This window comes from Hyphomonas sp. (assembly GCF_965284475.1).
Lineage (GTDB): Bacteria > Pseudomonadota > Alphaproteobacteria > Caulobacterales > Hyphomonadaceae > Hyphomonas.
Genome location: NZ_OZ260087.1, coordinates 1,187,254 through 1,212,789 on the forward strand (window position 1 = coordinate 1,187,254; position 25,536 = coordinate 1,212,789).

General features: G+C 58.5%; 23 protein-coding genes. 9 read left to right on the plus strand and 14 right to left on the minus strand.

The window, feature by feature from the left end:
- The first annotated feature begins 182 nt into the window (after positions 1 to 182).
- From ACQ66M_RS05560 to ACQ66M_RS05575, 4 genes are read left to right on the plus strand one after another with little or no spacing between them, the layout of a single operon-like run.
- Complete coding sequence (locus ACQ66M_RS05560) at positions 183 to 1,856, plus strand: AMP-binding protein (RefSeq protein ID WP_430402424.1); 1,674 nt, start codon at positions 183 to 185, stop codon at positions 1,854 to 1,856.
- A gap of 54 nt (positions 1,857 to 1,910) precedes the next feature.
- Positions 1,911 to 3,089, plus strand: a complete 1,179-nt coding sequence (locus tag ACQ66M_RS05565) for an acyl-CoA dehydrogenase family protein (protein ID WP_430402425.1) — start codon at positions 1,911 to 1,913, stop codon at positions 3,087 to 3,089.
- Positions 3,090 to 3,137: 48 nt separating this feature from the next.
- On the plus strand, positions 3,138 to 3,548 hold the full coding sequence (locus ACQ66M_RS05570; RefSeq protein ID WP_430402426.1) for a nuclear transport factor 2 family protein: 411 nt from the start codon (positions 3,138 to 3,140) through the stop codon (positions 3,546 to 3,548).
- Between the two features lie 51 nt (positions 3,549 to 3,599).
- Positions 3,600 to 4,394 (plus strand): CoA-transferase, encoded by a 795-nt coding sequence (locus tag ACQ66M_RS05575; protein ID WP_430402427.1) that lies wholly within the window; start codon positions 3,600 to 3,602, stop codon positions 4,392 to 4,394.
- Between the two features lie 141 nt (positions 4,395 to 4,535).
- Here the strand turns inward: ACQ66M_RS05575 and ACQ66M_RS05580 are convergent, their stop codons facing one another.
- The 6 genes from ACQ66M_RS05580 to ACQ66M_RS05605 all read right to left on the minus strand — a co-directional run bounded on the left by ACQ66M_RS05580 (position 4,536) and on the right by ACQ66M_RS05605 (position 11,209).
- Complete coding sequence (locus ACQ66M_RS05580; RefSeq protein ID WP_430402428.1) at positions 4,536 to 5,423, minus strand: CoA transferase subunit A; 888 nt, start codon at positions 5,421 to 5,423, stop codon at positions 4,536 to 4,538.
- On the minus strand, positions 5,420 to 5,866 hold the full coding sequence (locus ACQ66M_RS05585) for a Zn-ribbon domain-containing OB-fold protein (protein WP_430402429.1): 447 nt from the start codon (positions 5,864 to 5,866) through the stop codon (positions 5,420 to 5,422). Before ACQ66M_RS05585 ends, ACQ66M_RS05580 begins: the two co-directional genes overlap by 4 nt.
- A 3-nt stretch (positions 5,867 to 5,869) precedes the next feature.
- Positions 5,870 to 7,039, minus strand: coding sequence for a thiolase C-terminal domain-containing protein (locus ACQ66M_RS05590; RefSeq protein ID WP_430402431.1), 1,170 nt, complete (start codon positions 7,037 to 7,039; stop codon positions 5,870 to 5,872).
- 12 nt (positions 7,040 to 7,051) lie between these two features.
- Positions 7,052 to 7,960, minus strand: a complete 909-nt coding sequence (locus ACQ66M_RS05595) for an SDR family NAD(P)-dependent oxidoreductase (RefSeq protein ID WP_430402433.1) — start codon at positions 7,958 to 7,960, stop codon at positions 7,052 to 7,054.
- 70 nt (positions 7,961 to 8,030) lie between these two features.
- Positions 8,031 to 8,801 (minus strand): enoyl-CoA hydratase/isomerase family protein, encoded by a 771-nt coding sequence (locus ACQ66M_RS05600; protein ID WP_430402435.1) that lies wholly within the window; start codon positions 8,799 to 8,801, stop codon positions 8,031 to 8,033.
- Between the two features lie 221 nt (positions 8,802 to 9,022).
- Positions 9,023 to 11,209, minus strand: coding sequence for a TonB-dependent receptor (locus ACQ66M_RS05605; RefSeq protein WP_430402437.1), 2,187 nt, complete (start codon positions 11,207 to 11,209; stop codon positions 9,023 to 9,025).
- A 901-nt stretch (positions 11,210 to 12,110) separates the two neighbouring features.
- Between ACQ66M_RS05605 and ACQ66M_RS05610 the strand changes: the two genes are divergently transcribed.
- The gene (locus ACQ66M_RS05610) at positions 12,111 to 13,352 is read left to right on the plus strand and encodes an ATP-binding protein (RefSeq protein WP_430402439.1); all 1,242 of its coding nucleotides are present in this window, start codon (positions 12,111 to 12,113) and stop codon (positions 13,350 to 13,352) included.
- On the opposite strand, the gene ACQ66M_RS05615 is transcribed toward ACQ66M_RS05610, so the two are convergent.
- A complete protein-coding gene (locus ACQ66M_RS05615; RefSeq protein ID WP_430405205.1) occupies positions 13,298 to 13,600 on the minus strand; it encodes a hypothetical protein in 303 nt (100 codons plus the stop codon). The genes ACQ66M_RS05610 and ACQ66M_RS05615 overlap by 55 nt on opposite strands.
- Between ACQ66M_RS05615 and ACQ66M_RS05620 the strand changes: the two genes are divergently transcribed.
- The 3 genes from ACQ66M_RS05620 (at position 13,595) to ACQ66M_RS05630 (ending at position 16,228) form a co-directional block, all read left to right on the plus strand.
- Complete coding sequence (locus tag ACQ66M_RS05620; RefSeq protein WP_430405122.1) at positions 13,595 to 13,693, plus strand: hypothetical protein; 99 nt, start codon at positions 13,595 to 13,597, stop codon at positions 13,691 to 13,693. The two genes, ACQ66M_RS05615 and ACQ66M_RS05620, sit on opposite strands and share 6 nt — an antisense overlap.
- Positions 13,694 to 13,920: 227 nt before the next feature.
- Positions 13,921 to 16,029: a vWA domain-containing protein gene (locus ACQ66M_RS05625; protein ID WP_430402441.1), complete on the plus strand. Its 2,109-nt coding sequence runs from the start codon at positions 13,921 to 13,923 to the stop codon at positions 16,027 to 16,029.
- A 16-nt stretch (positions 16,030 to 16,045) separates the two neighbouring features.
- Complete coding sequence (locus ACQ66M_RS05630; RefSeq protein WP_430402443.1) at positions 16,046 to 16,228, plus strand: hypothetical protein; 183 nt, start codon at positions 16,046 to 16,048, stop codon at positions 16,226 to 16,228.
- Positions 16,229 to 16,614: 386 nt separating this feature from the next.
- On the opposite strand, the gene ACQ66M_RS05635 is transcribed toward ACQ66M_RS05630, so the two are convergent.
- From ACQ66M_RS05635 to ACQ66M_RS05650, 4 genes are read right to left on the minus strand one after another with little or no spacing between them, the layout of a single operon-like run.
- Positions 16,615 to 17,781 (minus strand): MFS transporter, encoded by a 1,167-nt coding sequence (locus ACQ66M_RS05635; RefSeq protein WP_430402445.1) that lies wholly within the window; start codon positions 17,779 to 17,781, stop codon positions 16,615 to 16,617.
- Complete coding sequence (locus ACQ66M_RS05640; RefSeq protein ID WP_430402446.1) at positions 17,778 to 18,716, minus strand: alpha/beta fold hydrolase; 939 nt, start codon at positions 18,714 to 18,716, stop codon at positions 17,778 to 17,780. Before ACQ66M_RS05640 ends, ACQ66M_RS05635 begins: the two co-directional genes overlap by 4 nt.
- Complete coding sequence (locus ACQ66M_RS05645; protein WP_430402448.1) at positions 18,713 to 19,108, minus strand: hypothetical protein; 396 nt, start codon at positions 19,106 to 19,108, stop codon at positions 18,713 to 18,715. Before ACQ66M_RS05645 ends, ACQ66M_RS05640 begins: the two co-directional genes overlap by 4 nt.
- 4 nt (positions 19,109 to 19,112) lie before the next feature.
- Positions 19,113 to 19,841, minus strand: a complete 729-nt coding sequence (locus ACQ66M_RS05650) for an SDR family NAD(P)-dependent oxidoreductase (protein ID WP_430402450.1) — start codon at positions 19,839 to 19,841, stop codon at positions 19,113 to 19,115.
- Positions 19,842 to 20,057: 216 nt separating this feature from the next.
- Between ACQ66M_RS05650 and ACQ66M_RS05655 the strand changes: the two genes are divergently transcribed.
- A complete protein-coding gene (locus ACQ66M_RS05655) occupies positions 20,058 to 20,678 on the plus strand; it encodes a TetR/AcrR family transcriptional regulator (RefSeq protein ID WP_430402452.1) in 621 nt (206 codons plus the stop codon).
- A 639-nt stretch (positions 20,679 to 21,317) separates the two neighbouring features.
- Here ACQ66M_RS05655 and ACQ66M_RS05660 read toward each other — a convergent pair.
- From ACQ66M_RS05660 to ACQ66M_RS05670, 3 genes are all read right to left on the minus strand, one after another.
- Complete coding sequence (locus ACQ66M_RS05660) at positions 21,318 to 22,823, minus strand: BCCT family transporter (protein WP_430402454.1); 1,506 nt, start codon at positions 22,821 to 22,823, stop codon at positions 21,318 to 21,320.
- Positions 22,820 to 24,379 carry a carboxylesterase/lipase family protein gene (locus tag ACQ66M_RS05665; protein ID WP_430402456.1) on the minus strand — a complete coding sequence of 520 codons (1,560 nt, stop codon included), beginning with the start codon at positions 24,377 to 24,379 and terminating at the stop codon, positions 22,820 to 22,822. Before ACQ66M_RS05665 ends, ACQ66M_RS05660 begins: the two co-directional genes overlap by 4 nt.
- A gap of 113 nt (positions 24,380 to 24,492) precedes the next feature.
- Positions 24,493 to 25,455: a LysR substrate-binding domain-containing protein gene (locus ACQ66M_RS05670; protein WP_430402457.1), complete on the minus strand. Its 963-nt coding sequence runs from the start codon at positions 25,453 to 25,455 to the stop codon at positions 24,493 to 24,495.
- Positions 25,456 to 25,536: the final 81 nt, after the last annotated feature.

Genomic DNA, 25,536 nt, shown 5'->3' on the forward strand with positions numbered 1-25,536 from the left:
TCCGGCTCCGTCACACAATTGCCGGGTATGACCGATTTAAATGTCTACAAAGACAACACCCCTTTTCTCTCTTCGCCTTACGGTTCTTCATCGCGGCGGGCGCCGAAGACAAATGCCGGGATAACCGGCAAGGCGCTTCTTTTGGGAGCGTCCCTCTGAGCCGCCACGGAGGAGGAAATCTTATGGCGACCCAGAGCCTGACCCAAAGCGATATTCTGATGGAACGCCTGGCAAGCTTTCGCCATGAACGCCCCGGCGATCCCTTCATCATAGATGACGTCAATGGCCCCTATTCCCGTAGTACGGCACTCGAACGGGTGGAAGCCATTGCGAAATCGCTGAGCACTATTCTCGGGCCGTCGGGAGAGCGCGTGTCCATCCTGTCTGACAATTGCGCAGACTGGATTCTTGCCGATCTTGCCGTGGTCATGAGCGGGCATGTGTCAGCGCCGCTCTTTACGACAATGACAGCGGAGAAATTTTCCCATGCGGTCAAATTCCTCGATGTGAAGCTGCTTTTCCTCGGCCCGGCAGCCAATTGGGACGTGGTCAAGGCCGAAGCACCAAAGGATATGCTGGTCGTCTCCCTGCCTCATATCGAGCCTTATCCGGGCACGCTGTCCTTTGCCGAATTTCTGGCGCGCGGGGCCGGACAGCCCGCGCCAGAGCGGCCAGACGTCGATGCGCTTTGCAGCCTCATTCTGACATCAGGGACAACGGGAAACCCGAAAGCCGTGATGCATTCCCTGCGCACGCTGACCCACGTGACTGAAGCTTTCGCGACGATCACACGCCAGGAAGGGCTCAAGGAGAAGCGGCTTCTGTGTCACCTGCCGCTTGCCCATGTCGGCGAGAAGGTCGTTACCGTCATGCAGTCGCTTCTGCTCGATGCGACCATCACGGTCGGGCGAGGCGCCGCGCATTTCCTCGATGATCTGCGCAGCATCAGGCCGACGCTTGTGCTGGGCGTGCCGCGGATATGGGAACGGCTGATCCAGATCACCGTCGCTGAGTTTGCCGACAGCAGCGACGAACTTCGCGCCCAGCTGGAAGCAGACACTGGACGCACGCTCGCCGCGAAAATCCGGGAGTTTCTGGGCCTGGAAGCCGCCACCTGCTGCATCAGCGCTGGCGCGATATCCCCGCAATTCGTGAAGGACTGGTTCAACCTGTTCGGCATCGAAGTGTCAGACTTCTACGGCCAAACGGAAATCCTGCCGCTGACCTGCCAGAGACCCGGCGAGCAGGTTGCGGGCAGCGTCGGCAAGGCAACACCAGGGTTCGAGCTTCGAATCTCACCCGACGGAGAAATCCTCGGTCGCGGCGCAGGCACCGCGCTCGGCTATTTCCAGGATGCGGACAACACTGCTGCCACCTTCCGAGATGGCTGGGTTCATACGGGCGACAAGGGCTATCTCGATGACACGGGCAACCTGTTCATCATTGGCCGCATGGGCGACATCTTCAAGACGGCCAAGGGCAAATATGTCGCCCCTGCTCCGATCGAGAATCGGTTCTCCGACATCCCGGTCGTCGAGCAGCAATTGCTGTTCGGGCTCGGCCTGACGCAGCCGGTCATGCTGTGCACGCTGAGCGCCGAAGCCACCCGGCTCCCGGAGCCAGAGGTGGAACGCACGCTGCAGCAGGCAACGGCAGAGATCAACCAGAAGCTCGAGCCGCACGAGCGCATCGGTGGGATCATTATCGACCGCCAGCACTGGACGATCGAACGCGGGCTTCTGACCCATACGCACAAGCCGATGCGCGATCGCATCAGCGCGACCTACGCAGACCAGATTTCCGCCTTAGCAGAGGCCCTGAGAGACGGTCAGCGAAAGCTGGTCGCCTGGGCCTGAGGCGAACCTCTGCATGCCGCTCCATACGAAGTTTCAGTCAGGACACGTCACTCTATGACAGATATTACCCGCTACGGTTTTGATCAGGATTATCAGCAATTGTTCGACCTCGTCGACCGCTACTCGAAAGACGTCCTGCACCCGCTGGCCGATCCCATGGACAATGAGGATTTCTTCCCCCGCGATGCATATCGGGCGCTGGCAGAAATCGGCATTCTCGGCCTGACCGTACCCGCCGAGTATGGCGGGGCCGGGCTTGATGAATCGGCGCAGGCGCTAGCGGCCCACGCGATGGCGAAATGGAACCCGTCCATGTCGCTCAGCTATATCGCCAGCGACAATTTGTTTGCCCACAATCTCTCCCGAAATGGCAGCGACTATCTCAAGGAAAGATACCTGCCGAAGATCTGCGACGGGACATACCTCGCCGCACTTGGCATGACCGAGCCCGGCGCTGGGTCGGACGCGCTGGGCAGCATGGCAACCAAGGCCCGCAGGGAGGGCGACAATTACATCCTGAACGGGCGCAAGCTCTACATCACGAACGGGCCTGAAGCCGACGTGATCCTCGTCTATGCGAAGACCAGCCCGGAAAAAGGTGCGCAAGGCATTTCAGCCTTTGTCGTCGAAAAGGATTTCCCGGGCTTTCAGGTCGCCCAGAAGCTCGACAAGATGGGCTATCGTGGCAGCCCGACGGGCGAGCTGGTGTTCGACGATTGTGTCGTCCCGGCGAGCAATATTGTCGGTCTGGAAGACAGGGGCGTGCGCGTCATGATGAGCGGGCTCGATATCGAGCGCGCCGTGCTGGCGGCCCATTGCGTCGGCCTCTGCGAGCGGGCGCTGGAGCTTTCCGTCGAGCACGCCAAGACCCGCCAGCAGTTCAAGCGACCGATCGGCGACCATCAGCTCGTGCAGCGGATGCTCGCGCACATGTACACTGACACCGCCTCGATGCGGGCCTTCTGTTATCTGATCCTGAGGGAATGCTGTGCGGTTGAGGCCGGCGAAGCCGGGCGCGGGGAAATACACATGCGCACCGCCGCGAGCGTCCTCCTCTCAGGCATGGCGATCAATCGCGTCATGGACAATGGCATGCAGATACATGGCGGCATGGGTTTCATGCGCGAGACCGAGATCAACCGCCTCTATCGCTGCGCCAAAGTCCTCGAGATCGGGGCCGGCACCCGCGAAATCAGGGAACTGATCGTCGGCAGCGAACTGCTGAAACTCTAGCCCGCATGCAAGACACCCTGCCACAATCAGACGCGAAGAGCCGCCCCCATGATGACCGATTACGAAAAGATCCAGAACCATCTCGCCAAGTATTGCTTTCATGTCGATCTTGCCAGTGTCGATGAGATTGTCAGCCTGTTCTGGCCGGATGCGCGGCTTGAATTTGGCGGCGCGCATGAAGGCGAGGCAGCGATCCGCGCCTGCTACCAGAACTGGTACGACAAGCTGAAAGCGCCTGTCGAGGGCCTGCGTCACATGCTGCACATGCCGCTGATCGAGATCGACGGCGATACAGCCCGCTCGCAATGCTATGCCGACGCCGATGGGCATTCGGTGCGCAAGGGCAAGCCCATCCAGAACCGCGCCATGTTCCAGGACGTACTCGCCAAACGGCGGGGCGAATGGCGTTTCCTGGAGCGGAAAATTATCTGGATGCGCAGCCTCAACGAGGCTGAGTAGCTTCTCTCCCCATCAGCAAGACCGGACAAAGACCAGAGTTTGGAGCCCCCAATGAGAAACGCAACAATCGACTGCACGCGCAAGGAACTGATCGCAACCTTCATTTCAAAACAGATGAAGGATGATGACGCGGTGTCCTTTCCGGCCGGGATTCCCGAAGTCCGGGTCGGCGTCTTCCTTGCCAACCTGACCCACGCGCCGGATCTCAGGATCCAGACGACCATGTCGCAAATCAATGTCCACCGCGAACAGAAGCTCGAGGATTGCGAGTCGGCAATGGACTGGCGCTTTTACCGCTTCGCAGAAGGCTTCTATCTGCACCATGAATGCTTCGATTTTGCGGCCAAGCATTCAACGGCCTTCTTCGTCGGCGGCATCCAGATCGACCGGTTCGGCAACACGAATCTGATCGGGCTCGGCAAGGACCCGAAGAAGCTCGACTTTCGCGGCCCCGGCTCGCTCGGCTCAACGACGATGGCGACGCAGGCCGGGCGCTATTACATCTATACGAACGCTCATAACAAGCGTGTCTTTGTTGAAGAATGCGACTTCATCTCCGCCTACGGCTGGGGCAAGGGCGGCGCGGATGCGCGCTCGAAGCTCGGCCTTCCGGGTGGCGGGCCGAAATATGTGATCTCGCCGCTCGGCGTCATGGATTTCGAGGAAGAGACCAAGGCGCTGAGACTGAAATACCTGCATCCCGGCGTCACGGCCGAAGAGGTACAGGACAATACCGGTTTTGACCTCATCATCCCCGACCGCATTGAACAGACGCCCGCGCCAAGCCAGGCCGACATCGACATTATCCGGGAGCGCGTCGACATTAACGGCATGCTGCGCGGCTGATCACCAAACGGCGGTGCACCCTCTTTCCTGTACTCACCAGACAAAAAGAAACCGCTGCCACGAATGGCAGCGGCAGTATCTCTCGTCACCTTGAACCCTGGAAAAAGTGCGGCGAGAGGGAGGATTAAAGGCGCCCGAAGCCTAGAACTCGTGCAAGGACAAGAGCTGGCGCACGCCAATCTTCTCAAGATAGTCGACGTGCGATTCTGGCTGGACGAAATACTTGTCGATGAACGCATCAAGGCCTGTAGGGTCACCCGACTTGAAGGCGGCATTGGCGACCGAAACATAGTTTTTTATGAAGGCCTGGTCCTCCAGATAGTATTCCGGGCTGGCCATGGGATGGGCGCCGAACGGTGCGCGTACAATCGCGTCAGCCCCTATGATGGAAGTCTTCGAAGGATCACGGCGAATCTCCTCGTTCGAGACAACTTTCTCGACCTGAACGATCGTCTTCTTCGCGGCCCGGTAATGCGCCCGGTCGCCCCAGCCATGAACGTGCTGAACATTGCCATATTCGTCGGACTTCGCCGCATGCAGAATGGCGACGTCCGGCCTTATCGCCGGCACAGCCAGTAGCGGCTTGCCGGTGATCGGGTCATCGAACTGCTTGAGGAACGAATTGAGCTCCGGGATCGAGGTGCCGACCCCGCCATGCCAGGGAGAAAAGGGAAGCCCCTGGGCCGCCGCCCGAAGACCGGCATAGACGATACCTTCATCGGCTTCCCAGAGCTCGATATCGCCATTTTGCAGGGCAAAGCGAAAGCATGGGTCGATCCCGGCAAGGCCCTCGGCATGGACGCCTGACGTAATCAGCATCTTCACGCAGCCGGCCGCGATCAGGAATCCTGTCTCGGGCCCGCCCTGCGCAGAGGTGACAATCGTCAGCTCCTTGATGCCGCGGCGTATGATACCCCGGATAAGCAGCATCGGGTGAGCCGAGTTCAGATGTCCGCCGATCGAGATCGTCATGCCGTCCTGAATGAGGTCCAGGGCACTTTCTTCATCGAGAACTCTGGATTTTCTCATGATTGGTCTCCTGCGCGGTCTGCCAGCCTGAATTTCGGCAGGGAAATCTCGTCATTGATGTCTTCGAAGTGCGGCTCGACCCGCAGCCCGATCGCAATGTCAGACAGTTCGCAATCAATGACATTGCTCGCGATGCGGACTCCGCCCGTCCCATCAAGCTCGACCAGCACGACGGCGAAGGGGTACTCGAAGCCGCGCGCCGGCAGTTCGCCGGGCGACTGGTTCGTCGGGATGATATAGCTGTAGATCGCACCGGTGCCGCTGACCGTCGTCCATTCGGACTGGTCCGAACTGCAGGCCCGGCACATATGCTGCGGCGGAAAGCGGAACGTGTCGCATTTGCTGCATTTCTGGATGCGCAGCTCGTGCTGGCGGCAGCCTTCCCAGAAGGCGCGGGTCGTCTCATTGATCCTCGGAAGCGGCTTGGTGACAGGTTTGTTCATGGCTTATCTCCCGAGGATGAGGGCGCTGGTCGGGCCGGGTACGGCGCTCGCGATGAGCGTGGTTTCGGCGCCGTCGACCTGGCTGGTCGAGGTGCCGCGCATCTGCTTCACGCCTTCGGTGATGTGGGTGAAGCCGTGGATATAGGCTTCGCCGAGATGGCCCCCATGCGTGTTGACGGGCAGTTCGCCGCCAAGCTCGATACCGCCGTCCTCGACGAAGGCGCCGCCCTCGCCCTTCTTGCAGAAGCCATAGTCCTCGAGCAGTACGAGCTGGGTGTAGGTGAAGCAGTCATAGACCTGCGCGACGTCGATGTCCTGCGGGCCGAGGCCGGCCATCCTGTATAGCTTTGGGGCGACCACCTGGGCTTCTGAATCGGTGATAACCGGCTTGAATGCGGACATCTCCCAGGTTGCCATTGGATTGGCGCCGAGTGACTGGGCCGCCGCCATGATCTTGGCCGGGCGCTGCTTGAGGTCCTTCGCGCGCTCGGCCGAGGTCACTATGAAGGCGCAGGCCCCGTCATTGGCCGAGATCAGGCAATCAAGCTCTCGCAGTGGCCAGGTGATCACTTTGGAATTCTCGTGATCCTCCAGCGTGATTGGCGTCTTGCGGATGGATTTCGGATTGGCGGCCGCATATTTGCGCGCGGCGACAGCAATCGCGCCGAGCTGGCGGGTCGTGGTGCCGTATTCGTGCATGTGGCGCTGGCAGTGCATGGCGAAGCCATCGATCATGGCTGACCAGCCGAAAGGCCTCAGGAAATCGCCTGCCCCGCCCTGGCGTGCCCAGAGCGTTGTCTGGTTGTGCTTGGCGCCTTCCATGAAATCGAAGGGCGTGAAGGCGCGGTAGACGACAACATAATTGGCAAGGCCGCTCGCAACCGCCATCGCTGCTTGGCCGATCGTCGCGCACGCGGCACCTCCGAGGCCGGTCACTTCGGATGTATAGGTCACATTCTTCAGGCCGAGATTGGCCGCGATGATCTGGTCGGAGGCCGACGCGTCGATGGAGGATTTCACAATCCCGTCGATCTGGTCGACGGCAAGCCCCGCATCCTCAATGGCAAGCTGGATCGCCTGGAGCGCGAGGCCGAGCGGGCTGCGGCCGGAATTGACGAGATAGTCTGTCTCACCGATGCCGACGATAGCACATTTGTTGCGGAGTTGGTTCACGGCGCTCTCCCCCTAGGCTTTGACTTTTGCGGGCTGTCCTGGGGCCGGATTGACGACATCTGCCGTCAGGGATTTCGGCGCAGCCTCCATGAGTTCATCGACGCTCCAGCCGCCCTCTTTGAAGATCGTCCGTTCCGGCTGCGGGGCGCTAAACAGGGAAATCGTGCCGCCATAGGCAAGGAAGACGTGGCCATTCACATTCGCCGCCTGCTGGCTGGCGAGGAAGATGACGAGCGGGCTGATAGCGTCAGGCTTGAGAGCGGCGAGTTCACTGTCGAGCGCGGAGCGGTCGACGCTTTCGCCGAAAGAGAGCGCATCCGTCATCCGGGTCGAGGCCCTCGGGCAGATACAGTTACAGGTTACGCCGTACTTGCCGAGATCGCGGGCGACGACCCGTGTCAGGCCGACAATGCCTGCCTTGGCTGCGCCGTAATTTGAGACGGCCGCCTCACCCAGCCAAGCTTCAGACGCTGTGTTTATGATCCGGCCCCCACGCTGCGCGCGAAAAGCTTTGGATGCCGCCGAGATGCAGTTGAAGTGGCCGTAGAGATGCACCTTGACGACGGCGTCGAAATCTTCAGCCGTCATGTTGAAGATCATCCTCGGACGGTAATTCCCAGCATTGTTGACGAGGATGTCAAGACCGCCAAATGCGTCAATGGCGCTCTTGATGATCGCCTCGCCGCCTTCTGCGGTCGCAACAGAATTGGTATTCGCAATCGCCTCGCCGCCGGCCTGCCGAATTTCCTCGACGACGTCGTCAGCCGGACCGGTTGCGGCATCTGCGCCATCAAGGCTCGAGCCGAGATCGTTGACGACGACTTTGGCGCCCTGTTCTGCGAGTTTTATCGCATGCGCTCGTCCGATCCCGCGCCCTGCGCCAGTCACAACCGCGACCTTGCCTTCCAGTACTCTTCCCATCTTCTACCCTGCCTCGCTTCCTGTGTTCGAACCCGGGACACCATCCGCTCCGTTGCTGGAGCAATTGCCCTCAGAGCTCGGATTTCGTCTTCCTGACGGCGTCTTCCATGCTGAAATTCGCCGACAGGATCTCCTGCATGCTGCGCAGGCATTCGGCTTCCTCGAGGCACCAGGCTGAATAGAGGTCGGTTCTCCAGCCCCGGTTCATGATCTGCTTCATCTTTCTGAGAAGGGTCTGATTCTGCTTCTGGATCTGCGCAGCGATCCGGCGCGCTTCGGCCTGTAAGTCAGCTGACGGAAAGACCTCGATGATGAGACCAAGCTCCTTTGCCTGTTCAGCGGTGTAGAACTGGCTCGTGAAGATCATGTACTTGGCCTTCATCAGGCCAATCAGGCGGGGCATGCGCACGGTCGCGCCACCGCCACTGACATTCACCCGGCCATGCGTATCGCCGAACTTTGCCTTGTCAGAGGCAACCAGGATGTCGCAGGATAGCGCCATTTCGAGCCCACCCGTGACGCAGTAGCCATCAGTGATTGCCCCTATGACCGGCTTTGCGAAGTCTTCCAGCTTGTCGAGCACGCGCTTGGTCAGCCCGAGATCAATCTTGCCCTGCTCGAAATCCTTCAGGTCCATTCCGGCGCAGAAGCCCTTCTGGCCGGCTGCTGTGAGGATGAGGACATCAACTGCTTCATCCTGTTCGAGGTCGACCAGGGCCTGTTCAAGGTCGAGCAGCATGGCCAGATTCAAGCTATTGATCGCTTCTGGGCGGTCGAGCGTCACGGTGGCAATCCTGTCGCTGATATCGACCTTCACATTCGATGTCTTTGTCGCCGTCACGTCCTGTCTCCCTCTTTGTCCGACGCGCCTCCAGGGGGCGTCTGTCAGAGCCATGTCTTGTTGTTTTGAGCCGAATTGGCCGAGCCGAAACAGTCGCACGGGCGCCCTGCCTTGGCGCGGTCGGTTCAGGTCAATCTCTTGGTCATCTTGGCGCTGCCGGGTCGAACGCGCAAATGGCACCCCATCTGTCACCCCCGCCCCGGCATGCACTGAGTTCAGACCTAGAATGTCACCGACAGTTGAGCGCCGAAGACACGGCCCTTGGACAGGGGCGCGAATGTTCCGCCGAGCGGTGCGGGCCCGAGCGTTGCCGGTAGCTGACCGTCAGTGCCATGACGGACGGTGTTCAGGAGGTTGCGCGCATAAAGGGACAACTCCCAGATGCCACCATCCGGTCGGAAATCCACGCCGGCATCGAGAACATCCTGCTCAAGGATGTAACCGCGATTGTCATCGGTGAAGGCAGACTCGTCGCGATAGGCATAGCTGACCCGCGAGGACGCCGTGCCCCAGTTGCCGATGTCGAGATCGTGCACCAGGCCGAGCGACCAGGTCACTTCCGGCGCCCGCGGGAGGTCGAGTTCCTTGTCGGCACCGTCAATGACGCCGTCGCCGTTCAGGTCGAACAGGACATCGGTATATTCGGCATCGACAAGGCCGAGCGACGCGTCGATGACCAGCGTATCGGAGAGCTGGAAGACACCTTCGACTTCCATACCGGTCAGCTCTGCATCGGCGGTATTGCGGATAAGCTGGACGATGCCAGAGGTCGGATCTGCCAACTGGACTTCACGCTGCATGTCCTGGACCTTGTTATGGAAGATGGCCGCGTTAAGGCGCCCTGAGCTCCACTGGGTTTTCAGCCCGAGCTCAAAACTGTCGACCTGCTCCTGGTCGAACGGGCCTGGTCCGAAATTGGCCGTATCGGCGGCAGTGTTCCGCAGATTGTAGCCGCCCGAGCGGTAACCGCGCGTCCAGTGCACATAAGCCCGCGCATCGTCATTGATGAGGTAGTTCACGCCAATCTTTGGCGACAGGCTGTTCCAGTCCTCGGAGTCGACGAAGTCGAAGGCACATGTGCCTACCACCACGTTACATGGCGCATTGGTGTTGAGCGGCAGAGATGCGACTTTCACCGACTTTTCCTCGACCGTGTAGCGCAGACCGGTCGTCAGCACCCACTGGTCCGTCAGAGCGTAATCGGCCGACACGAAAGCCGCTGTGGACTCCACCGAATAGTCACCGCCGCCATCCTGGGTCAGCGCACCACCAAAGATGCTGCGGCCCTCAGCATAGACGAGGTCATTGGCATAGTAATAGAGACCTGCGACGATATTGAGATTGTCGCCGAACCGGCCCGCATAACGAAGCTCGTTGCTGACCTGTTCAGACTCGATCTGGAAACGCCCGTCGAACAGCGTAACCGGCTGCGCATCGAGGTCTGTGAGCATGTCCTGCTCAAGATCGCGATACCCGAAGATATTGGTGATCTTACCGTTCGGGCCGACGTCGAGATTGAATTCAGCCGTCAGGAAGTGGCTCTTTGACTTCACATAACCCGGATTGTCGATGCTGAAATCGAAACTGTCCCGGTCGAAATTCTGCGGTGAACCGGGAACGCCCGATCCGTTTGTGTGCGATTGTCCGGGTGGGCCGTCACCATCAATGTCGGCATACTCATAGCGAAGGATGAGTTCTGACGTGCTGCTCGGCGTCCAGACGAGTACCGGGCGGACGAAGAATTGCTCGCGCTTGCCGAAATTCTTGCCGTCGAACCTGTTCTCGAACCAGCCCTGATCGTCATTGTAATAAGCGCTGACCTGCAGGCCGACCGTGTCGGAGACGGGACCGCCAATCGAGCCCTTGAGGTAGGTGCTAAGCCCCCCATCGCCGCCACCTTCGACAGCAATCTGCGCGCGGCGCTCAAGCTCTTTTCCGGGGGTTCTGGTGTTCAGAAGCACCGCTCCGCCCGTCACGTTCCGGCCGAACAGCGTGCCTTGCGGGCCACGAAGGACCTCGATGCTTTCAAGGTCGAAGACGTCGAAGATAACGCCGGCATTCGTGCCGATATAAACGCCATCGACGAAGGTGCCGACCGTCGGATCGATCGAAGGGATGGAGCTGTTGATACCCAGCCCGCGAATGGAGAAATTGGCCGTGCCGGGCGTGGTACCGACATCGTCGAAGGAAACGTTCGGTATACCAACTGTCAGGTCTTCGAGGCTTCGGACTTTCTTCGCCTCGATCTGGGCCTCGCCGAGCGCGGTTACCGAAAGCGGGACATCCTGAAGGCTTTCATCGCGCTTACGCGCCGTCACCGTGACAGTGTCCATCATCGCCAGGGCGTCTCCGCCCTCGGCCTGCGTCTCAGTGTCAGATGCCTGCGCCGATGCGATCGGAACGGTCATTGATAGCGAAAGCACGATTGCAGTCGTGAACGTCAGGCGGCAAGACGTGCGCTTTTTACATGTTGTATTGGTCAAACTCGTTCTCCCTCCGCTCGGCTGGCGGGGCCGTGATCTGCACGGCGCGTCCGAGCATTCTTGTTATCACCCGCCTGTTTCAGGTCGGGGGCACGGTTCTGAAACCGCCGAGTACGGAAATAACAGGGCCGTGTCTTCAATTGGGGCAAATGTTTTGGTCACTTGAGCCGGGCCGCAGATCTCAGAAACGGGTGGCAGCCTAAAGCGCGAACCTCAATTGAAATGGTGTAGAACGGGTTCTCTAGCTAAACCGAGTGGCGCAGTACGAAATCTCTGCGCACACGGAGCGCACACGAGGACCCATAACACATTGTTTATAAATGCTATTTTGTGCGATCCATCATCGGCGCCGTGCTCACGCGGTATCCCAATGAACTGTTTTTCATCATGTTTTTGTCCAGTCACGCATCGAATCCACTCACTTGTGCAAGCCCGCGAGTTTAACTCATTGTGCTTTTGCTCATCCATAGTGAGGTTCTGAGTCACAAATCAAACTAAACTCAGGCTGAGCACCTTCGTTTTGGCAAGCCTCCTGACTTCTCGCTCGTGTGCGAGGCGCTCGCCCAGCTTAGATCTGGATCTCACTATCCTTGCGAGCGCCTGCAAATTCGTAGCTCAGTCCGGCGTGTCGCCTCCGGATTGATCGAGCCAGCATGCTAAACCGTGAGCTGCGCCCGGCGAGTTTGTCACGGTCTGGAAATCACAGTCTGTGATCTCAGCCGGCTCGTTCGCTATCGAAGTTCCGCACAGAGTGACTTGCATTCCGAATCAGACGCACTCTAATTCCGAATCAGACGGAGCTGCGCTCCGAATTGGACGGCAGGCCATGCAAGAAAAGTTACAAGCCAAGGCGCGCCATGCCGAGCCGTGCGTGCTGGGCGCCCTCAGCGATACGCGCATCGTTGCACTCGTGGGCCCGCGCCAGTCGGGCAAGACAACGCTGGCGCGCAAAATCGCCGCCGACAGGAAGATGAGTTTCGTAACGCTTGATGACGAACAATTCCGGCAGTTTGCGAATGACGATCCGGGCGGTTTCATGCGCGGCCTCGACCATGCCGTGATTGATGAAGTGCAGCGCGCGCCGGGGCTTATTCTGGCACTCAAGCGAGCTGTCGATGAAGACCCTCGTCCAGGTCGCTTCCTGATCACGGGCTCGGTCGATCTCTTCAAGGGCACCATCTCGCCGGATTCCCTTGCTGGCCGTGTGGAGACAATCGAACTCCTTCCCTTCAGCCAGTCAGAGATTGCGCTGCAGAATCCCTCGGCCTTTCTCGACAAGGTCTTCGAGGCAGATTTCCCCGCCCTTATGGAAACCGGGCGCACGCCCGACCTCGACCTGCGCATTCTTGCGGGCGGTTATCCGGAAGCTCTGGCGCGGACCGATCCGCAGCGCCGCCAGACCTGGCTGCGCGCCTATGCTCGCGCCCTCACAACACGCGATGTCTCGGAGATTTCATCGGTGTCAAAGACGGACGAACTTTCAAGGCTGCTCGATCATGCCGCTTTGTCTTCGGGAGGACTGCTCAATCTGTCGGCTCTGGCCTCGCCCCTCGGCGTTGACAGCAAGACGATTGATCGCTGGCTGACCTTGCTGGAACAGATGTTCATTCTTCGACGTGTGCGCGCATGGCACCGCAATGACCTCAAGCGCCTTGTCAAAACGCCTAAGCTCCACTTCTTCGACACGGGTCTTCTTGCGGCGCTGCGACGGGTCGGAAAGGGCGACATTCAGTCTGACCGAAACAGGCTCGGAACTCTGCTGGAGGGCTTCGTCTATTCAGAGCTTGAGAAGCAGTCAGCGCTTTCGTCCGACCCGGCTCTGATCAGCCACTATAGGGACAAGGACAAGGTCGAGGTTGATTTCGTGCTCGAGCGCGGACGGCGCCTTGTTGGAATCGAGGTCAAGGCAGCAGCCACCGTGAAGACGGAGGACACGCGCGGCCTGAAACGCCTGCAGGAAGCGGCGGGCAAGGCGTTTGCCTGCGGAATCATCCTGCATGATGGCGACCGAATTCAGCGTATCGGAGATCGGCTGTTCGCCATGCCGGTCAGCCAACTCTGGGCGTGAGGCATGGTTGGCGCCTGCTGCGACTGCAGCATCTGCTGGCGATCACGCGAAAACCCAGGCGCCTCAGCAAGATTGCTTGTTTCACCCGGATCTTTGGCAAGATCGAAAAGAAAAGCCCGCAATACTCCGTCGGCTTCCCGTTCGATCATCGACAGTTTCATGTCGCCATTACGAATTGTAAAATTGGGAAGCATGCGCCATCGCAGACGGTTTTGCAGCCAAGCTGCATCATCGATGAGTGGATGCATTTCTACAATCGGGAGCGACCACACTCGGCCCCTGGCAAAGCCACGCCCGAAGAGGCGTATAGATCGACAAACGAATTCAGGAAAGCGGCCTGATCAACAACCAGCATAAACTTTGGCAAGGCCGAAAAAACTGTGCAGGAAACCAGAACCAGCTCACCTGTCACCGCAGCCGAGACTGCAGATGTGTACGATTCAGCGAGACACCTTTCTTAATATCCCCACTGGGGAAGGAAAATACTGGGTCATCTGTACCAGTTGACCATTGCCTTCGAGGATCGAATGCTCAAACTGGTCAGGGGTCAGACGCGTGGGACACACAGATGATATCTATCAAAACATTTGCACTGGGCACGGCCATTGCGGCGGGCCTTTCGGTATCAGCCATGGCAGAAAACCCAGCACCGCCGGATGATGCCATTCTCGTCCTCGACGCATCGGGCTCCATGTGGGGACAGATTGATGGCGTGAACAAGATTGTCATTGCCAAGGATGTTGTCGAAGGCCTCGTCCGCGGATTGGACGAGGATCAGCGTCTCGGCTTCGTTGCATATGGCCACCGCAAGGAAGGTGATTGCAGCGACATAGAGACCCTGGCGGATGTCGGTGCAAAGCGGGACGTTGTGATCAACGCCCTCCGTGGGCTGACGCCACGCGGGAAGACGCCGCTGTCCAAATCCATTGAACACGCCGCAAATGCTCTGAATTACCGCAAGCAGGCCGCCTCGGTCATCTTGGTGTCAGATGGTCTGGAAACCTGCAATGCAGACCCTTGCGCACTGGCGCAGACCCTCGAAGAGAACGGCCTCGATTTTACAGTTCATGTGGTCGGCTTCGATGTGACGGTTGAAGAACGCGCCGGGCTGCAATGCATCGCCGACGAAACGGGCGGCACCTTTGTCGCCGCTGGCAATGCTGAAGAACTGGCCGTCGCGCTGACACAATTTGCCGATGGGGGCGGCGCGAGTGAGCCAGGCGGTGGCAGTCCTGTACCGTCGACGCTGGCCATGAAGGCGACGATCCTTTCCGGCGGCCCGCTGATCCAGTCCGACCTCGACTGGACCATCACACCCGCCGCCGGTGGCGAGCCGGTGTTTACCACGGAGGATACCGGCAGCGCCGAGACCGACATCCTGCCGGGCGACTATGTTGCCGATGTCAGCTGGAAAGGCTGGCAGGATGGTAGCGAAGTCAAAACCGGCACAATGGAATTCAGCGTCGGCGCGCAACAACCGAAAGTGATTACAGTCCCGATCGATCTCGGTTTCTCGGTCACTCTGGATGCGGACGATGAGACGCAGGAAGGCGTTGCCTTCGATGTGACCTGGAGCGGACCTGATGATCTTGGCACCTACATCCATGTCGCCAGCCCTGAGGACGGACTGCGCGAAGCCATCTACTTCCTCGCCGCAAAGGCAACTCGCGACAAAGGTGGCGTTCCGGATTCGAGCCAGCCATTCACGTCGCCAATCGGGGCGCCGTCCACAGAGGGCGAATACGAGGTTCGCTATATCCTTGACCGGCCCAGGCTGATCCTGGCCCGGACGCCGCTGACCGTCACCGATGGCGGTTTCGGCGTCACCGCGCCGGACGAAGCCCCTGTCAGTTCCGTGGTCACGATCGAATGGCGCGGCGAAGCCACTCCGGGAGACTTCGTAACCGTCACCGAAGCCGGAAATGCAAAAGCCTTCAAGAACGGTTTCACCGGAAAGCTAAATGAAGATGGCACGGCGGAGCTGACCATGCCTGCCCATCCAGGCGACTATGAAATCCGCTACATTCTGGCCAATGGCTACACAACATACCCAGGTACCCAGCATGCTGTTCAGGCGAGTACACAGATTACACTTACACCGGTCCAAGCCAGTATATCCGGCCCCTCCGAAGCTGTTGGCGGATCACACGTGAGCATAACGGTAGACCCTCCGGCAAGCTGGGAAGACGACTATGTTTCCATCGCTGAAGCCGGCGCAACGAAATCGAACCGCGACTCCGTTGTGTTCCTGGGACGCGCAGACATTGTGGGCCAAACATTTGAACTGCAAGCCCCGAATATCGAAGGCGAGTATGAGCTGATCTATTTCCTCAAGCCCGGTGACACGGTTCTGGCTCGCCAGCCGATAACCATTACGCGCGCGCCAGCGACCGTCGATGCACCCACACGAGTAAAGATCGGCGAGAATTTCGACGTCTCCTGGACCGGACCGGCCTATAGAGGTGACCGGATTATCGTGACGCCGTCCGACATACCCGACAACAAGATGTGGGGCTGGGGTACACGTTATGGCGTAGCCGTCCCGCAGGGTCAAACAGACAGCAGCGCCGCGGTCACAAACTACGAATTCACTGAACCTGGAACCTATGAAGCCCGTTACGTCACCGGCCTACAGCACCAGGTTCTGGGGCGGGACACATTTACGGTCGTCGAATAGAACAAGTGGAACACTGATGAGAACCACAACAGGAGTTCTTGCAATCGCACTGGCATCCGGCCTGCTCGCCGCTTGCAGCGGCAGCGACAGCACCCGCGAACAGGCGATGGAAGATGCCGCCGCAGATCATGGTATCGATGCCGATGTGACACTGAGCGACGACGGCGGGAACCACGCCAGCACGGCCGCACAGTCCTGAGAAATACGGCCGCTTAAAAATGGGATGATCACCCCACCAGTCCGCCATCGTGAAAGGGCCGGAAAACTCTACCCGGCAATGGTCCAGACTCGAGTCTCAGAGCATCAGGCAACTGAAGAGCGTAAAGCACCGGACGACGAACGAGGGTCAGTTCATCTCTGAATTTCAAACGAGGTCAAACCATGCCTCGATCTACGATTGCCTTCCGCCTGACCCAAATCATTCAAGTCTGTGGGGACAGGGTCCAAAAAACACTTGTATTTAAAAGAATGATCGTTCCATTCTGGCCTGTAAAAGCAACGCCGGACATGCGAAGGCATGCAACAAGCCATGGAAGCTTGAATGACACAACCGCACGCAGCGGGAGGCGCCTTTAGACCCAACATTTACCGGATGTGTTGAGCGGCGGGCTGCACACGCAGAGCGAATACGAGAGCCAGAGCAAGAACAGCAACACCCGCGCCTGCAACGCCCGTCGCACTCAATCCTATCGCAGCGATCACGCCGCCCCCGAGGGTTGCGCCCATGCCCTGTCCAAAATAAACCATGGAACTGTTAAGGGCGAACGCGATCGTCACTGCCGCGCCAGACGTTGCTGCCAGCCGTGCCTGAACCACGGTGGTCGTTGCAAACAGTGCAGCCGACCCAAGCGCCATCGTCACGATCAGGAACGGCACCGACAAGCCCCCAAAATCAAAATGCATGCCGAGCGCAAAGGCCACCTGCGTCAGGCCGGCCAGCATGAACAGAATGAACAATGCCGTTCGCACAGCCAGACGTGCAAACAACGCCCCGACAGGGACCCCGATCAGGCTGCCGATGCCCGTGGCAATCTGAACACCACCAATGGCCGCGCCCGTAAGTCCGGTCGTCTGGGTTATGACGGGACCGATATAGCCAACCGTCACGAAGGTCGCGACGAATCCCAGCATGGTGAGCGCCATGAGTTTCGGGTTTTCTCCGCTGAGCGCGGTCTTGAAATTCGCGCCGGAAAGCTGTGGGGCCTTCACGTTTCCAGGCGCTACCAGTGCGATCAGGAGTGCAGCGAGGATGGCTACTCCGCCTGCAAACCAGAATGCCGCGCGCCAGCCAAAAGCATCACCCAGGATTGTGCCAAGCGGCATTCCCAGCAGGAAGGCCAATGTGTAGCCAGCCATGACTGCGGCGATCGCATCCGCCCGCCTTCCTTCGGGCACCATATTTACGCCGATTGTCGTCGCCAGCGGGATTGTCAGCGCAGCAAAGAAGCCGCCCATGAAACGCAAGCCTGCCAGTGTTGCGAAATCCGGCGCCAGGGCTGATGCAAAATTCATCGCCACCATGCTGGCCAGCACGCCGACAAGCAGTCTCTTGCGATCGACGCCCGATAACAGTCGCGCCAGGAAAGGACCGCCAAATCCACACGCAATCGCGAACACCATTTGCAACTGACCGATCAACGGAACGCCAACCCCGAGACCTTCTGCCATCGGATCGATCAGGCCAATGAACACGAAAGCGCTGGTGCCAAATGCAAATGGCGCGAAAACCAGGCTGAGAATGCGAGGGTTCATGCTGGTCGGCCGGAACGCATGCTACTCCCGCCAATAAAGTCCATCAGTTCAGGAATGACGATCTCGTGCGCATCTTCCTGAATGAAATGGCCGGAATCTTCGACGCGAGTGACTTTGGCATGCGGAAACGCCTTCAGCCACATGCCATCAAGTGTTTCCACGCTGAACGCGACATCCTTCATCGGCCAGACGATTTTCACAGGCTTGTTGCCAAATGCAGCCTCCAGCTTCGCGCCTTCGGCCGCCACAAAATCACTGACAGGGCCGTTCGGGCCAGACGGGATCTGACGTGGAAAAGCGAGGACCCCCGACCGTGACGACCAGTCAGGATGCGGCGCAAGATAGGCCGCCTTGTCAGTTGCAGTCAGGCGTGCCGGATCGTTCAGCCCCGCCTCAAACAGAAACCCTTTCACAAAGGCGTGGGCCCCCTTGACCAGAAGATCGCCAACGACAGGTGTCCGAAAAGCCCTGAGGATTGTTGGTAGAGGAACTTCGCGAACGGGTCGCTGGAAGAACGTATTCAGCACGAACAGGCCCGACACTCTTTCAGGGTGACGCGCGGCCCATGTCAACCCGATCGGGCCGCCCCAATCCTGAACGACAAGCGTCGCGTTTTCCAGGTTGAGTGATTCAAGCAATGCTTCGCACCGGTCGGCATGTCGGGTAATGGCATAGACGTCTGTGCGGGTGGGTTTGTCCGATCTTCCGAACCCTAAATGGTCCATTGCAATTGCCCGAAAGCCCCAACCGGTCACGGCTTTTATGAATCGTCTATAGAGATACGACCAGGTCGGATTTCCGTGCACGAACACAATAGGTGGCCCGTCACGCGGGCCCTCGTCAATATAGTGCAGCCGCCCTTCAGGCGTATCGAACCATTTCGGCGCATAGGGCCAGGCTCCGCCAAAGGTCCAGTCAGCCTCTGAATTGTTCATAACGGCCGCTCCATGAAATACATACCGACCCCGCCAAGGATCGCGATGAGCGTCCAGGGGTATGGCGCGGGTGTTCGCCACAGGGCCGGATTGCCGAAGGTGGCGAGCCCGATACCGAGCGCGGCAAAGCCTGCGCTCATTGCTGTCGCCACAGCCGCGAACAGAAATCCAGACGGCTGCCATGCAGCCAATAGAAACAAGCTCATCATCGCCAGCACAGCAACCGATCCGACATGCCATGAGAAATGATGGAGCCAGATCACGCTGTCAGGAAGGCCAGACGTCTTGAGCGGCCCAAGAACTTTTGGGGCTCCGGCGACCTCATGGGCAATAACTCCAAGCAGGGAGAGGCTCGCCGCAAAGTAGAAGAGGATGTCGGAAATATCGGTCATGGCGTTACCAGGCCTCCTTGAAGGGACGAAGGTCGAGTTCCTGCGTCCACGCAGAGCGGGGCTGGTTGTGAACCATCCAGAAAACTTCCGCGATCGCAGCCGGATCGAGGGCTCCGTCTTCTCCCAGCTTGTCGAGATAATCGCCAAACCGGGATTTGACCTGGTCGCCATTGACGACGCCATCGATAATGATGTGAGCCGCATGCACGCCTTGTGGACCGTACTCCCGAGCCAGCGCCTGGACGAGGTTTCTGAGAGCGCCCTTTGCAGAAGAAAAGTGCGCAAAGTTCGGCTTACCGCGCAAGGAAGCAGACGCGCCTGTAAACAGCATTGACCCACGACCTTGCCGGGCCAGAAGCGGCATCGCACGTTTTGCGGCCAGAAATCCGCCCAGGCAGCAGACACGCCAGTAGGTTTCAAACTGTTCCGGCGTCAGAGCCTCAAAAGAAATAGGGGCATTGTTGCCGGCATTATAGATGACCGACGCCACCGGCATTTCTTTAGCCGCCAGCGCGCCGAACACGGCGTCGAGATCCTGCTCCGATGTCACATCACAGGACATGGCGTCAGCGGAGCCCTCCTGTGCGGCAATAGCTGCGCGGGTGGCCTCGACCTTTTCGAACGTCCGGCCGGTTACAAGTACGTGGTAGCCAGCCTTCGCAAACCGAAGTGCGACTGCGCCGCCAACGCCGCCTGGGGCACCGGCACCTAGAATCAGCATTGTTTCTGTCATTCAGGTCCCCTCATCCCCCAGACCAAGGGACACAGTTGATTTACGAAGGCAATTATGGAACATTCGTTCCATAACGTTTGATGCAGCGATCCTGACAGCGAGTCAACCGGCATTGCAAAACGGCGAGCACTGCCGCACAAACCACGGCACCTGGAGACAAATGGACCGCGTGTGTAAGGAAAGGCCCGTAGATCCGGGCCTAAAGAGGAATTCTGAATGCCTAGGCCCCGTTCGAAATCGAGGGATGACCTGATCTCCAGCGCAATGGGAGTGTTCTGGGAGCGCGGTTTCAATGCCACGTCTATTGAGGACCTGGTTGTTGCCACCCGCGTAAGCCGGGGTGGCATTTATGCTGATTTTGGCGGGAAGGAAGACTTGTTCATCGCCTGTCTGGAAGCCTACCGCGCACGCTTTGCCAATCCAGGCATCGACATCCTGGCATCAGGGTCCAATGGTCTAGAATCAATTGAAGCCTATTTCGACTATTTCATTGCCCTCCACGAGATACGCGGAATGCCGGGACCGGGATGCTTTATTGCGAGCACCATGACCGAACTTGCGCCTCATAATTCAGAAGCGCTGCGGATCGTGAACGAGCACGGCTCAGAGCTGAAATCGGCGTTTGCGACGTCACTCATGCAGGCGGCCAGTGCAAGCGGAAAGCAGATCGCCGAAACTGAGATTTCAGAGATTGCGGAATTTCTGGTGACATCGAGCCAGGGGCTGTGGTCCTATGGAAAGAGCGTCTCTGACATACGCGTTCTAAAACGTTTCAAGATGACGCTTCTGGGCCTGCTGCGCTTTCGACTTGGGCTACCTGCTATGGCTCGAAAATGAAACCGGCAGGAAGCGACAGAAGCTTTGTGTCGAAGTCATCATGATGGACAAAAAAAGACGCATCGCGTGACAATCGGGAAGAACCTGCTGGATCGGTAGCTTTCGTCCGGCACGGTTAGAGGGCCTACTGCCACGATGGCAAATGCACTTTCCAAGCAAGCACAGCATATATCCTTTAATAAGCCGCGGGCCTTACTAGAGGATGTCGGACCGAACTTTGGTGACCAAGGAGCGTTCGGCCGCGGATCGAAGCATTGGCGGTCGTGAAGGATCGGCCACGGCATCGGCCAACATCCCCGCGCACCTCACGCAACTTGCTAATTTTTATAAGTTTTCTCTGCTTTGGCTTCGGCGAAAGACCTCATTGAGACACCATGCCGGATCGAAACGGCCAGGGTTGAGGAAACACCTGAAGCGATTGCAGATCTCGTTGCAGAAGTCGCCGCCAAGTCAGCTGTTCTGGGCGCAAGACTGCGTCCTCTGACAGCAGCAAACCTCGCTTCTCTCGTTCGCCTGATGAACACGTATTACAAGAGGGTCATGACGCACGGCCGCGTGATATCGAACGCGCGCTGGCCGGTGATGTCGACAAAAGCGAAGGACGAGGAAATCGGAATTGCTTTTCCGCGACGGCCAGCATCAGTCACTGGCTTTGGCGGTATCCTCCTTCAGCCATCCAAGCAGAGCGCGCACCATGAAGACGCCAGCGATCGCAATCGGAAGGCCCGCGAGGAGCACAGCCGACTGAACCACCTTCAGGCCACCGATAAACATCAGGCCGACAGGAAGCAGTCCCAGAACACCCGCCCAGAACAGGCGGTGCCAGCGAGCCGGATCTTCGCCAGCGTGCAACGCCTGCGTAGCAGAAGACGCAAGGGTGTAACTTGCAGAATCATATGTCGTCGCCACAAAGACGGTTGTCACCGCAACGAATATTGCCAGCGCGACTTTGCCGAACGGAAGATGAGCAATCACAGACGCGATAGCGGAAGCTGGGTCATCGTGTACCATGTCCACAACGGGCAACCCCCCGGTGAGCTCAAGATGAAGCGCGTAGTTCCCGAAGATAATATAAAACGCCCAGACACCCAGGCTACCAAACGCCGACATGCCAACAAGGACCTGGCGAATAGTGCGGCCTTTCGAGATACGTGTAACGAAAATCCCGACAAAGGGCGCAAACGCAATCCACCAGGCCCAATAGAAAATTGTCCAATCCTGCACGAACCCGGTTGTCTCGATCGGGTCAGTATAAGTGATCATAGTGAGCATGTTTGAAATCATGTAGCCGAGGCTCTCGGTTCCCATGGTCAGGATAAATCCTGTCGGCCCCACGACCAGAATGAACGCCAGGAAAAGCAGAGCCAGCCACAGATTGGTATCGGAAAGACGCTTGATGCCCTTCTCGAGGCCAAGATAAACCGAAACGCCGAACATGCCGACGCAAACCGCAATCACGATCAGATCCATGACCGTAGACCGCGCGACACCTGCCAGTTCGGCAATACCAGCCGAAATGACGGGCACGGTCAGCGCCAGCGACGTCCCCGCCCCGCCGATCAAGCCAATCATGAAGATGAGATCGATCAGCTTCCCCCATGGCGAGGTCGTACAATTATCACCCAGGATGGCAGCGCTGAAGCGCAGGTAGGGCACGCCCCTATTGTAGAAGGCATAAGCCATCGCTACCGAGGGAAGTCCGTAGATGCACCAGGCACTCACGCCCCAATGGAAGAGGCCATAACTTGTCGCCCATCGGATTGCTTCAGTTGATCTCGGCTCCACACCAAAAGGCGGCGCGTCGTAGTAGTATGTCCATTCGATACCGGCCCAATAGAGAAGACCACCACCAACGCCTGCTGAGAAGAGCATGGCAACCCAGCTGACCGTCGAGAAATCCGGCACATCATCCTTGGCGCCAAGCTTGATCCGCCCAAACGGACCAAAGGCGAGATAGGCGGCGACGACCATGGCGCCGATTGCCGCCCACTGGTAGACGATGCCGAGATTGAGCGCAGTCCAGTCATAGAGGGTAACGATGCTCGGACCGAGCGATTCGCTGAACAGGATCAGAGGTATCGATACGAGCAAGGATGTCGCAACGGCGAGCGCAAAGACCGTCTTGTCGATTGGTTTGCCACTCATTCGCCGCTCCCGTTCAAAGCGTCACAGAGCGGCGCCATGAAATCACCTGTTGCAGCCACGCGATCTCCGAGTTCCTGGACCTGATCTGACCCAGGCTCACGTTGCGGCCAGTCTGGCAAGCCCGCCCCATTGGGGTCACCGGTACGCGCGAAATTGGTCCAGTAACCCATCATTGTCTCGGTCAGCTTGTCGTCATCGGAGCTGGTCGGAAGCCAGTCATCGTGCGTGTTGAAGACATAGGGGATTTCGGCGCCATGATAGACGCCATAGGCGTCGGCGCTTTCCCGCTTGCGCGTGAAGCGATAGAGATAGGCGCCCTCCCCTTGCGCAGCGACCGCGTCTGCAATGCGCGCCGACGGACAATGAAACTGCGAGGCGGTCGACAGGACGTCTGCAATTTCTCGCGGGGTAAGATCCTCAAACATGGGAAAGGACAGCAATGCTGCGCGGCCTTCGTCAGGATAGTCTGCCAAGCCTTCAGCCAGGACATCTGCGTCTGGTCCGTCGATATACATCAGCATTTCGTTGAGATTGCTGCCGGCCATTACATCGATGCCGGCATTAATCTCGTCAGTCTTGCGTACCCAATACCCGTCCAGGACCGGCCCATGATAATGATCAACGCCAGTTGTCTTGTGCAGGTCGACAAGATCCTGCCATGGGAGGGCGCGTGCAGCACCGATATTTTCGATACCGGCTTTTGAAAACATCTCTCTGGTCCGGGCCTGCGCTTCTTCAAACGACGGCATGTCACTTGGCCCGAGGGCGCCGCTCTCCAGGATGGCGCGCTGGAACAGGCCGTCAGCCTCCGGACTTTTCATAAGAGCGAAAATATCAGCCGCGCCAGCAGATTCTCCGAATAAGGTGAGATTCCAAGGATCGCCTCCAAAAACCTCTGCGTTCTCACGCACCCACTTGGTCGCGGCGATAATGTCTGAAATACCATAATTCCCGGATGGAATTTCAGACGTCTCATGAAATGGAATGGGCAGGAATCCGAGCGCGCCCATGCGATAATTTAACGAGATCACAACCACGCCCTGAGCTGCGAGCGCCGCCCCGACATAGTTTGGCTCATAAGCCCAACCATTCACATTGCTCCCGCCATGCACCCAGATCATCACGGGCAGCGGCCCTTCATCCTCGCGCTGCGGCGTCCAGATGTTCAGGTACAGACAATCTTCATCCATGTGCGTGAGGTCTGGAATGACCGACGGATCATGCCCGAAACCTTCCGCCACCATGCGATACCATTCTGGATTGCCTTGGCTCTGCGGGCAGGCTGGTCCGTACTTTGTAGCGTCCAATTCACCTTGCCGCGCCTGATGCGGCGTTGCTGGACGCCAGCGCAGGTCTCCGACCGGCGCTGCTGCATAGGGCACACCGAGGAATGCTTCGATGCCGGAGTCCAGGCGCAATCCAACGAGCGTTTCACCGCCCGCGACCGCACTTGGTGAAGCGTTTGTCGCGTCCTCCATCGGGGCCCCGCGGCAACCGGAAAGACAGGATATCGTGCCGATCGCCAGAATCGTGATGAGCTGCGCATTTTGCCACATAAGCAATCCTCCCCGTCGGCAAGTCACTTGGGCGGACTTGTCCAGAACTTCGGTCTACGCGTGCGCCCAGAGGCGCGGCAAACGAATAAACATCGCTTATGGATGAATTTGGCTCATGTGCCAGCCGCAGCAGGTGCCGCCATGGCCGCCTCAATCAACGGCTCGAGCGTTCCATCTTCGGAAATCTGCCCTTTAAGCCAATCCTGGAACAGGCGAATTTTGAGGACGTTTGAACGCTCTTTTGGATAGGTCAGGAACCAGTGCCCAATGGTGCGTACCCGCCGCTCGGGGAAGATATCAACCAAATAGCCTGCCTCGATGTCTTCGGCCACATAGGGCTGCATGCCAAGGGCAATACCCATACCTCGCGCAGCCATTTTCAGGGCATGATCATAACTGTCAAAACGGAGCCCTGCATCCGGATCGACATTGTCGACCTTGTTGGCTTCCAGCCATATCAGCCAATCGTTCGCAGACGGGTAAACCTGCAGAATGGGATGCCCGCAAAGGTCCGTAGGAGAGTCCAGCGCATTGCCATCCAATTTCGCCGAATACCTGTAGCGCGGACTGCACACGGCGAGCATTGTCGGAGAAAAAAGGTACTCATAGTGGATTTCGTCACGACGGCGCTGGCCAATCATCAAGGCGAGATCGATACCGCGTTCAGAAAAATCGGCATCCACTTGTGACGTGTTCACCCTTACCTGAATGTCGGGATGCGCCTGCTGAAATCCGTGAAGCCGCGGCATCAGCCAGCGGACAGCGAACGTCGAATACATCTGAACCGTAAGGATATTTTCTTCCTGGGGGCTGAGCAGCTGCTTGGTGCCATCGGCGATACGGTCAAAGGCTTCCCGGATAACTGGAAAATACGCTGCGCCTGCGGTGCTCAGCTCGACGGCGCGGGGGGTGCGCACGAACAGTTCGATACCGAGCTGCTCTTCAAGATGCTTGACCTGATGGGAGATTGCCGACTGTGAGACGCTCAATTCTTCGGCCGCTTCCCGGAAGGATCCGAGCCGCGCGGCTGCCTCAAAGGCTCTGAGGGCCGTCAGGGGGGGAAGTCGCCGTTTCATATGGCGCAATCTGACATGAGATATTTTCAAGAGCCAGAGAGGATTTTGCCTTTGTCAGTCAGCGCTATCTCGGTCAGTCTG

Excerpts from the sequence above, each read along its gene's own strand:
- ACQ66M_RS05595 (WP_430402433.1), bottom strand. The coding sequence starts at position 7,960 with ATGGGAAGAGTACTGGAAGGCAAGGTCGCGGTTGTGACTGGCGCAGGG.
- ACQ66M_RS05645 (WP_430402448.1), bottom strand. The coding sequence starts at position 19,108 with ATGACCGATATTTCCGACATCCTCTTCTACTTTGCGGCGAGCCTCTCC.
- ACQ66M_RS05650 (WP_430402450.1), bottom strand. The coding sequence starts at position 19,841 with ATGACAGAAACAATGCTGATTCTAGGTGCCGGTGCCCCAGGCGGCGTT.
- ACQ66M_RS05560 (WP_430402424.1), top strand. The coding sequence starts at position 183 with ATGGCGACCCAGAGCCTGACCCAAAGCGATATTCTGATGGAACGCCTG.
- ACQ66M_RS05570 (WP_430402426.1), top strand. The coding sequence starts at position 3,138 with ATGATGACCGATTACGAAAAGATCCAGAACCATCTCGCCAAGTATTGC.
- ACQ66M_RS05585 (WP_430402429.1), bottom strand. The coding sequence starts at position 5,866 with ATGAACAAACCTGTCACCAAGCCGCTTCCGAGGATCAATGAGACGACC.
- ACQ66M_RS05640 (WP_430402446.1), bottom strand. The coding sequence starts at position 18,716 with ATGAACAATTCAGAGGCTGACTGGACCTTTGGCGGAGCCTGGCCCTAT.
- ACQ66M_RS05620 (WP_430405122.1), top strand. The coding sequence starts at position 13,595 with ATGCATTTCTACAATCGGGAGCGACCACACTCGGCCCCTGGCAAAGCC.
- ACQ66M_RS05615 (WP_430405205.1), bottom strand. The coding sequence starts at position 13,600 with ATGCATCCACTCATCGATGATGCAGCTTGGCTGCAAAACCGTCTGCGA.
- ACQ66M_RS05630 (WP_430402443.1), top strand. The coding sequence starts at position 16,046 with ATGAGAACCACAACAGGAGTTCTTGCAATCGCACTGGCATCCGGCCTG.
- ACQ66M_RS05575 (WP_430402427.1), top strand. The coding sequence starts at position 3,600 with ATGAGAAACGCAACAATCGACTGCACGCGCAAGGAACTGATCGCAACC.
- ACQ66M_RS05660 (WP_430402454.1), bottom strand. The coding sequence starts at position 22,823 with ATGAGTGGCAAACCAATCGACAAGACGGTCTTTGCGCTCGCCGTTGCG.
- ACQ66M_RS05655 (WP_430402452.1), top strand. The coding sequence starts at position 20,058 with ATGCCTAGGCCCCGTTCGAAATCGAGGGATGACCTGATCTCCAGCGCA.
- ACQ66M_RS05635 (WP_430402445.1), bottom strand. The coding sequence starts at position 17,781 with ATGAACCCTCGCATTCTCAGCCTGGTTTTCGCGCCATTTGCATTTGGC.
- ACQ66M_RS05665 (WP_430402456.1), bottom strand. The coding sequence starts at position 24,379 with ATGTGGCAAAATGCGCAGCTCATCACGATTCTGGCGATCGGCACGATA.
- ACQ66M_RS05625 (WP_430402441.1), top strand. The coding sequence starts at position 13,921 with ATGATATCTATCAAAACATTTGCACTGGGCACGGCCATTGCGGCGGGC.
- ACQ66M_RS05580 (WP_430402428.1), bottom strand. The coding sequence starts at position 5,423 with ATGAGAAAATCCAGAGTTCTCGATGAAGAAAGTGCCCTGGACCTCATT.
- ACQ66M_RS05670 (WP_430402457.1), bottom strand. The coding sequence starts at position 25,455 with ATGAAACGGCGACTTCCCCCCCTGACGGCCCTCAGAGCCTTTGAGGCA.
- ACQ66M_RS05605 (WP_430402437.1), bottom strand. The coding sequence starts at position 11,209 with ATGACCGTTCCGATCGCATCGGCGCAGGCATCTGACACTGAGACGCAG.
- ACQ66M_RS05565 (WP_430402425.1), top strand. The coding sequence starts at position 1,911 with ATGACAGATATTACCCGCTACGGTTTTGATCAGGATTATCAGCAATTG.
- ACQ66M_RS05610 (WP_430402439.1), top strand. The coding sequence starts at position 12,111 with ATGCAAGAAAAGTTACAAGCCAAGGCGCGCCATGCCGAGCCGTGCGTG.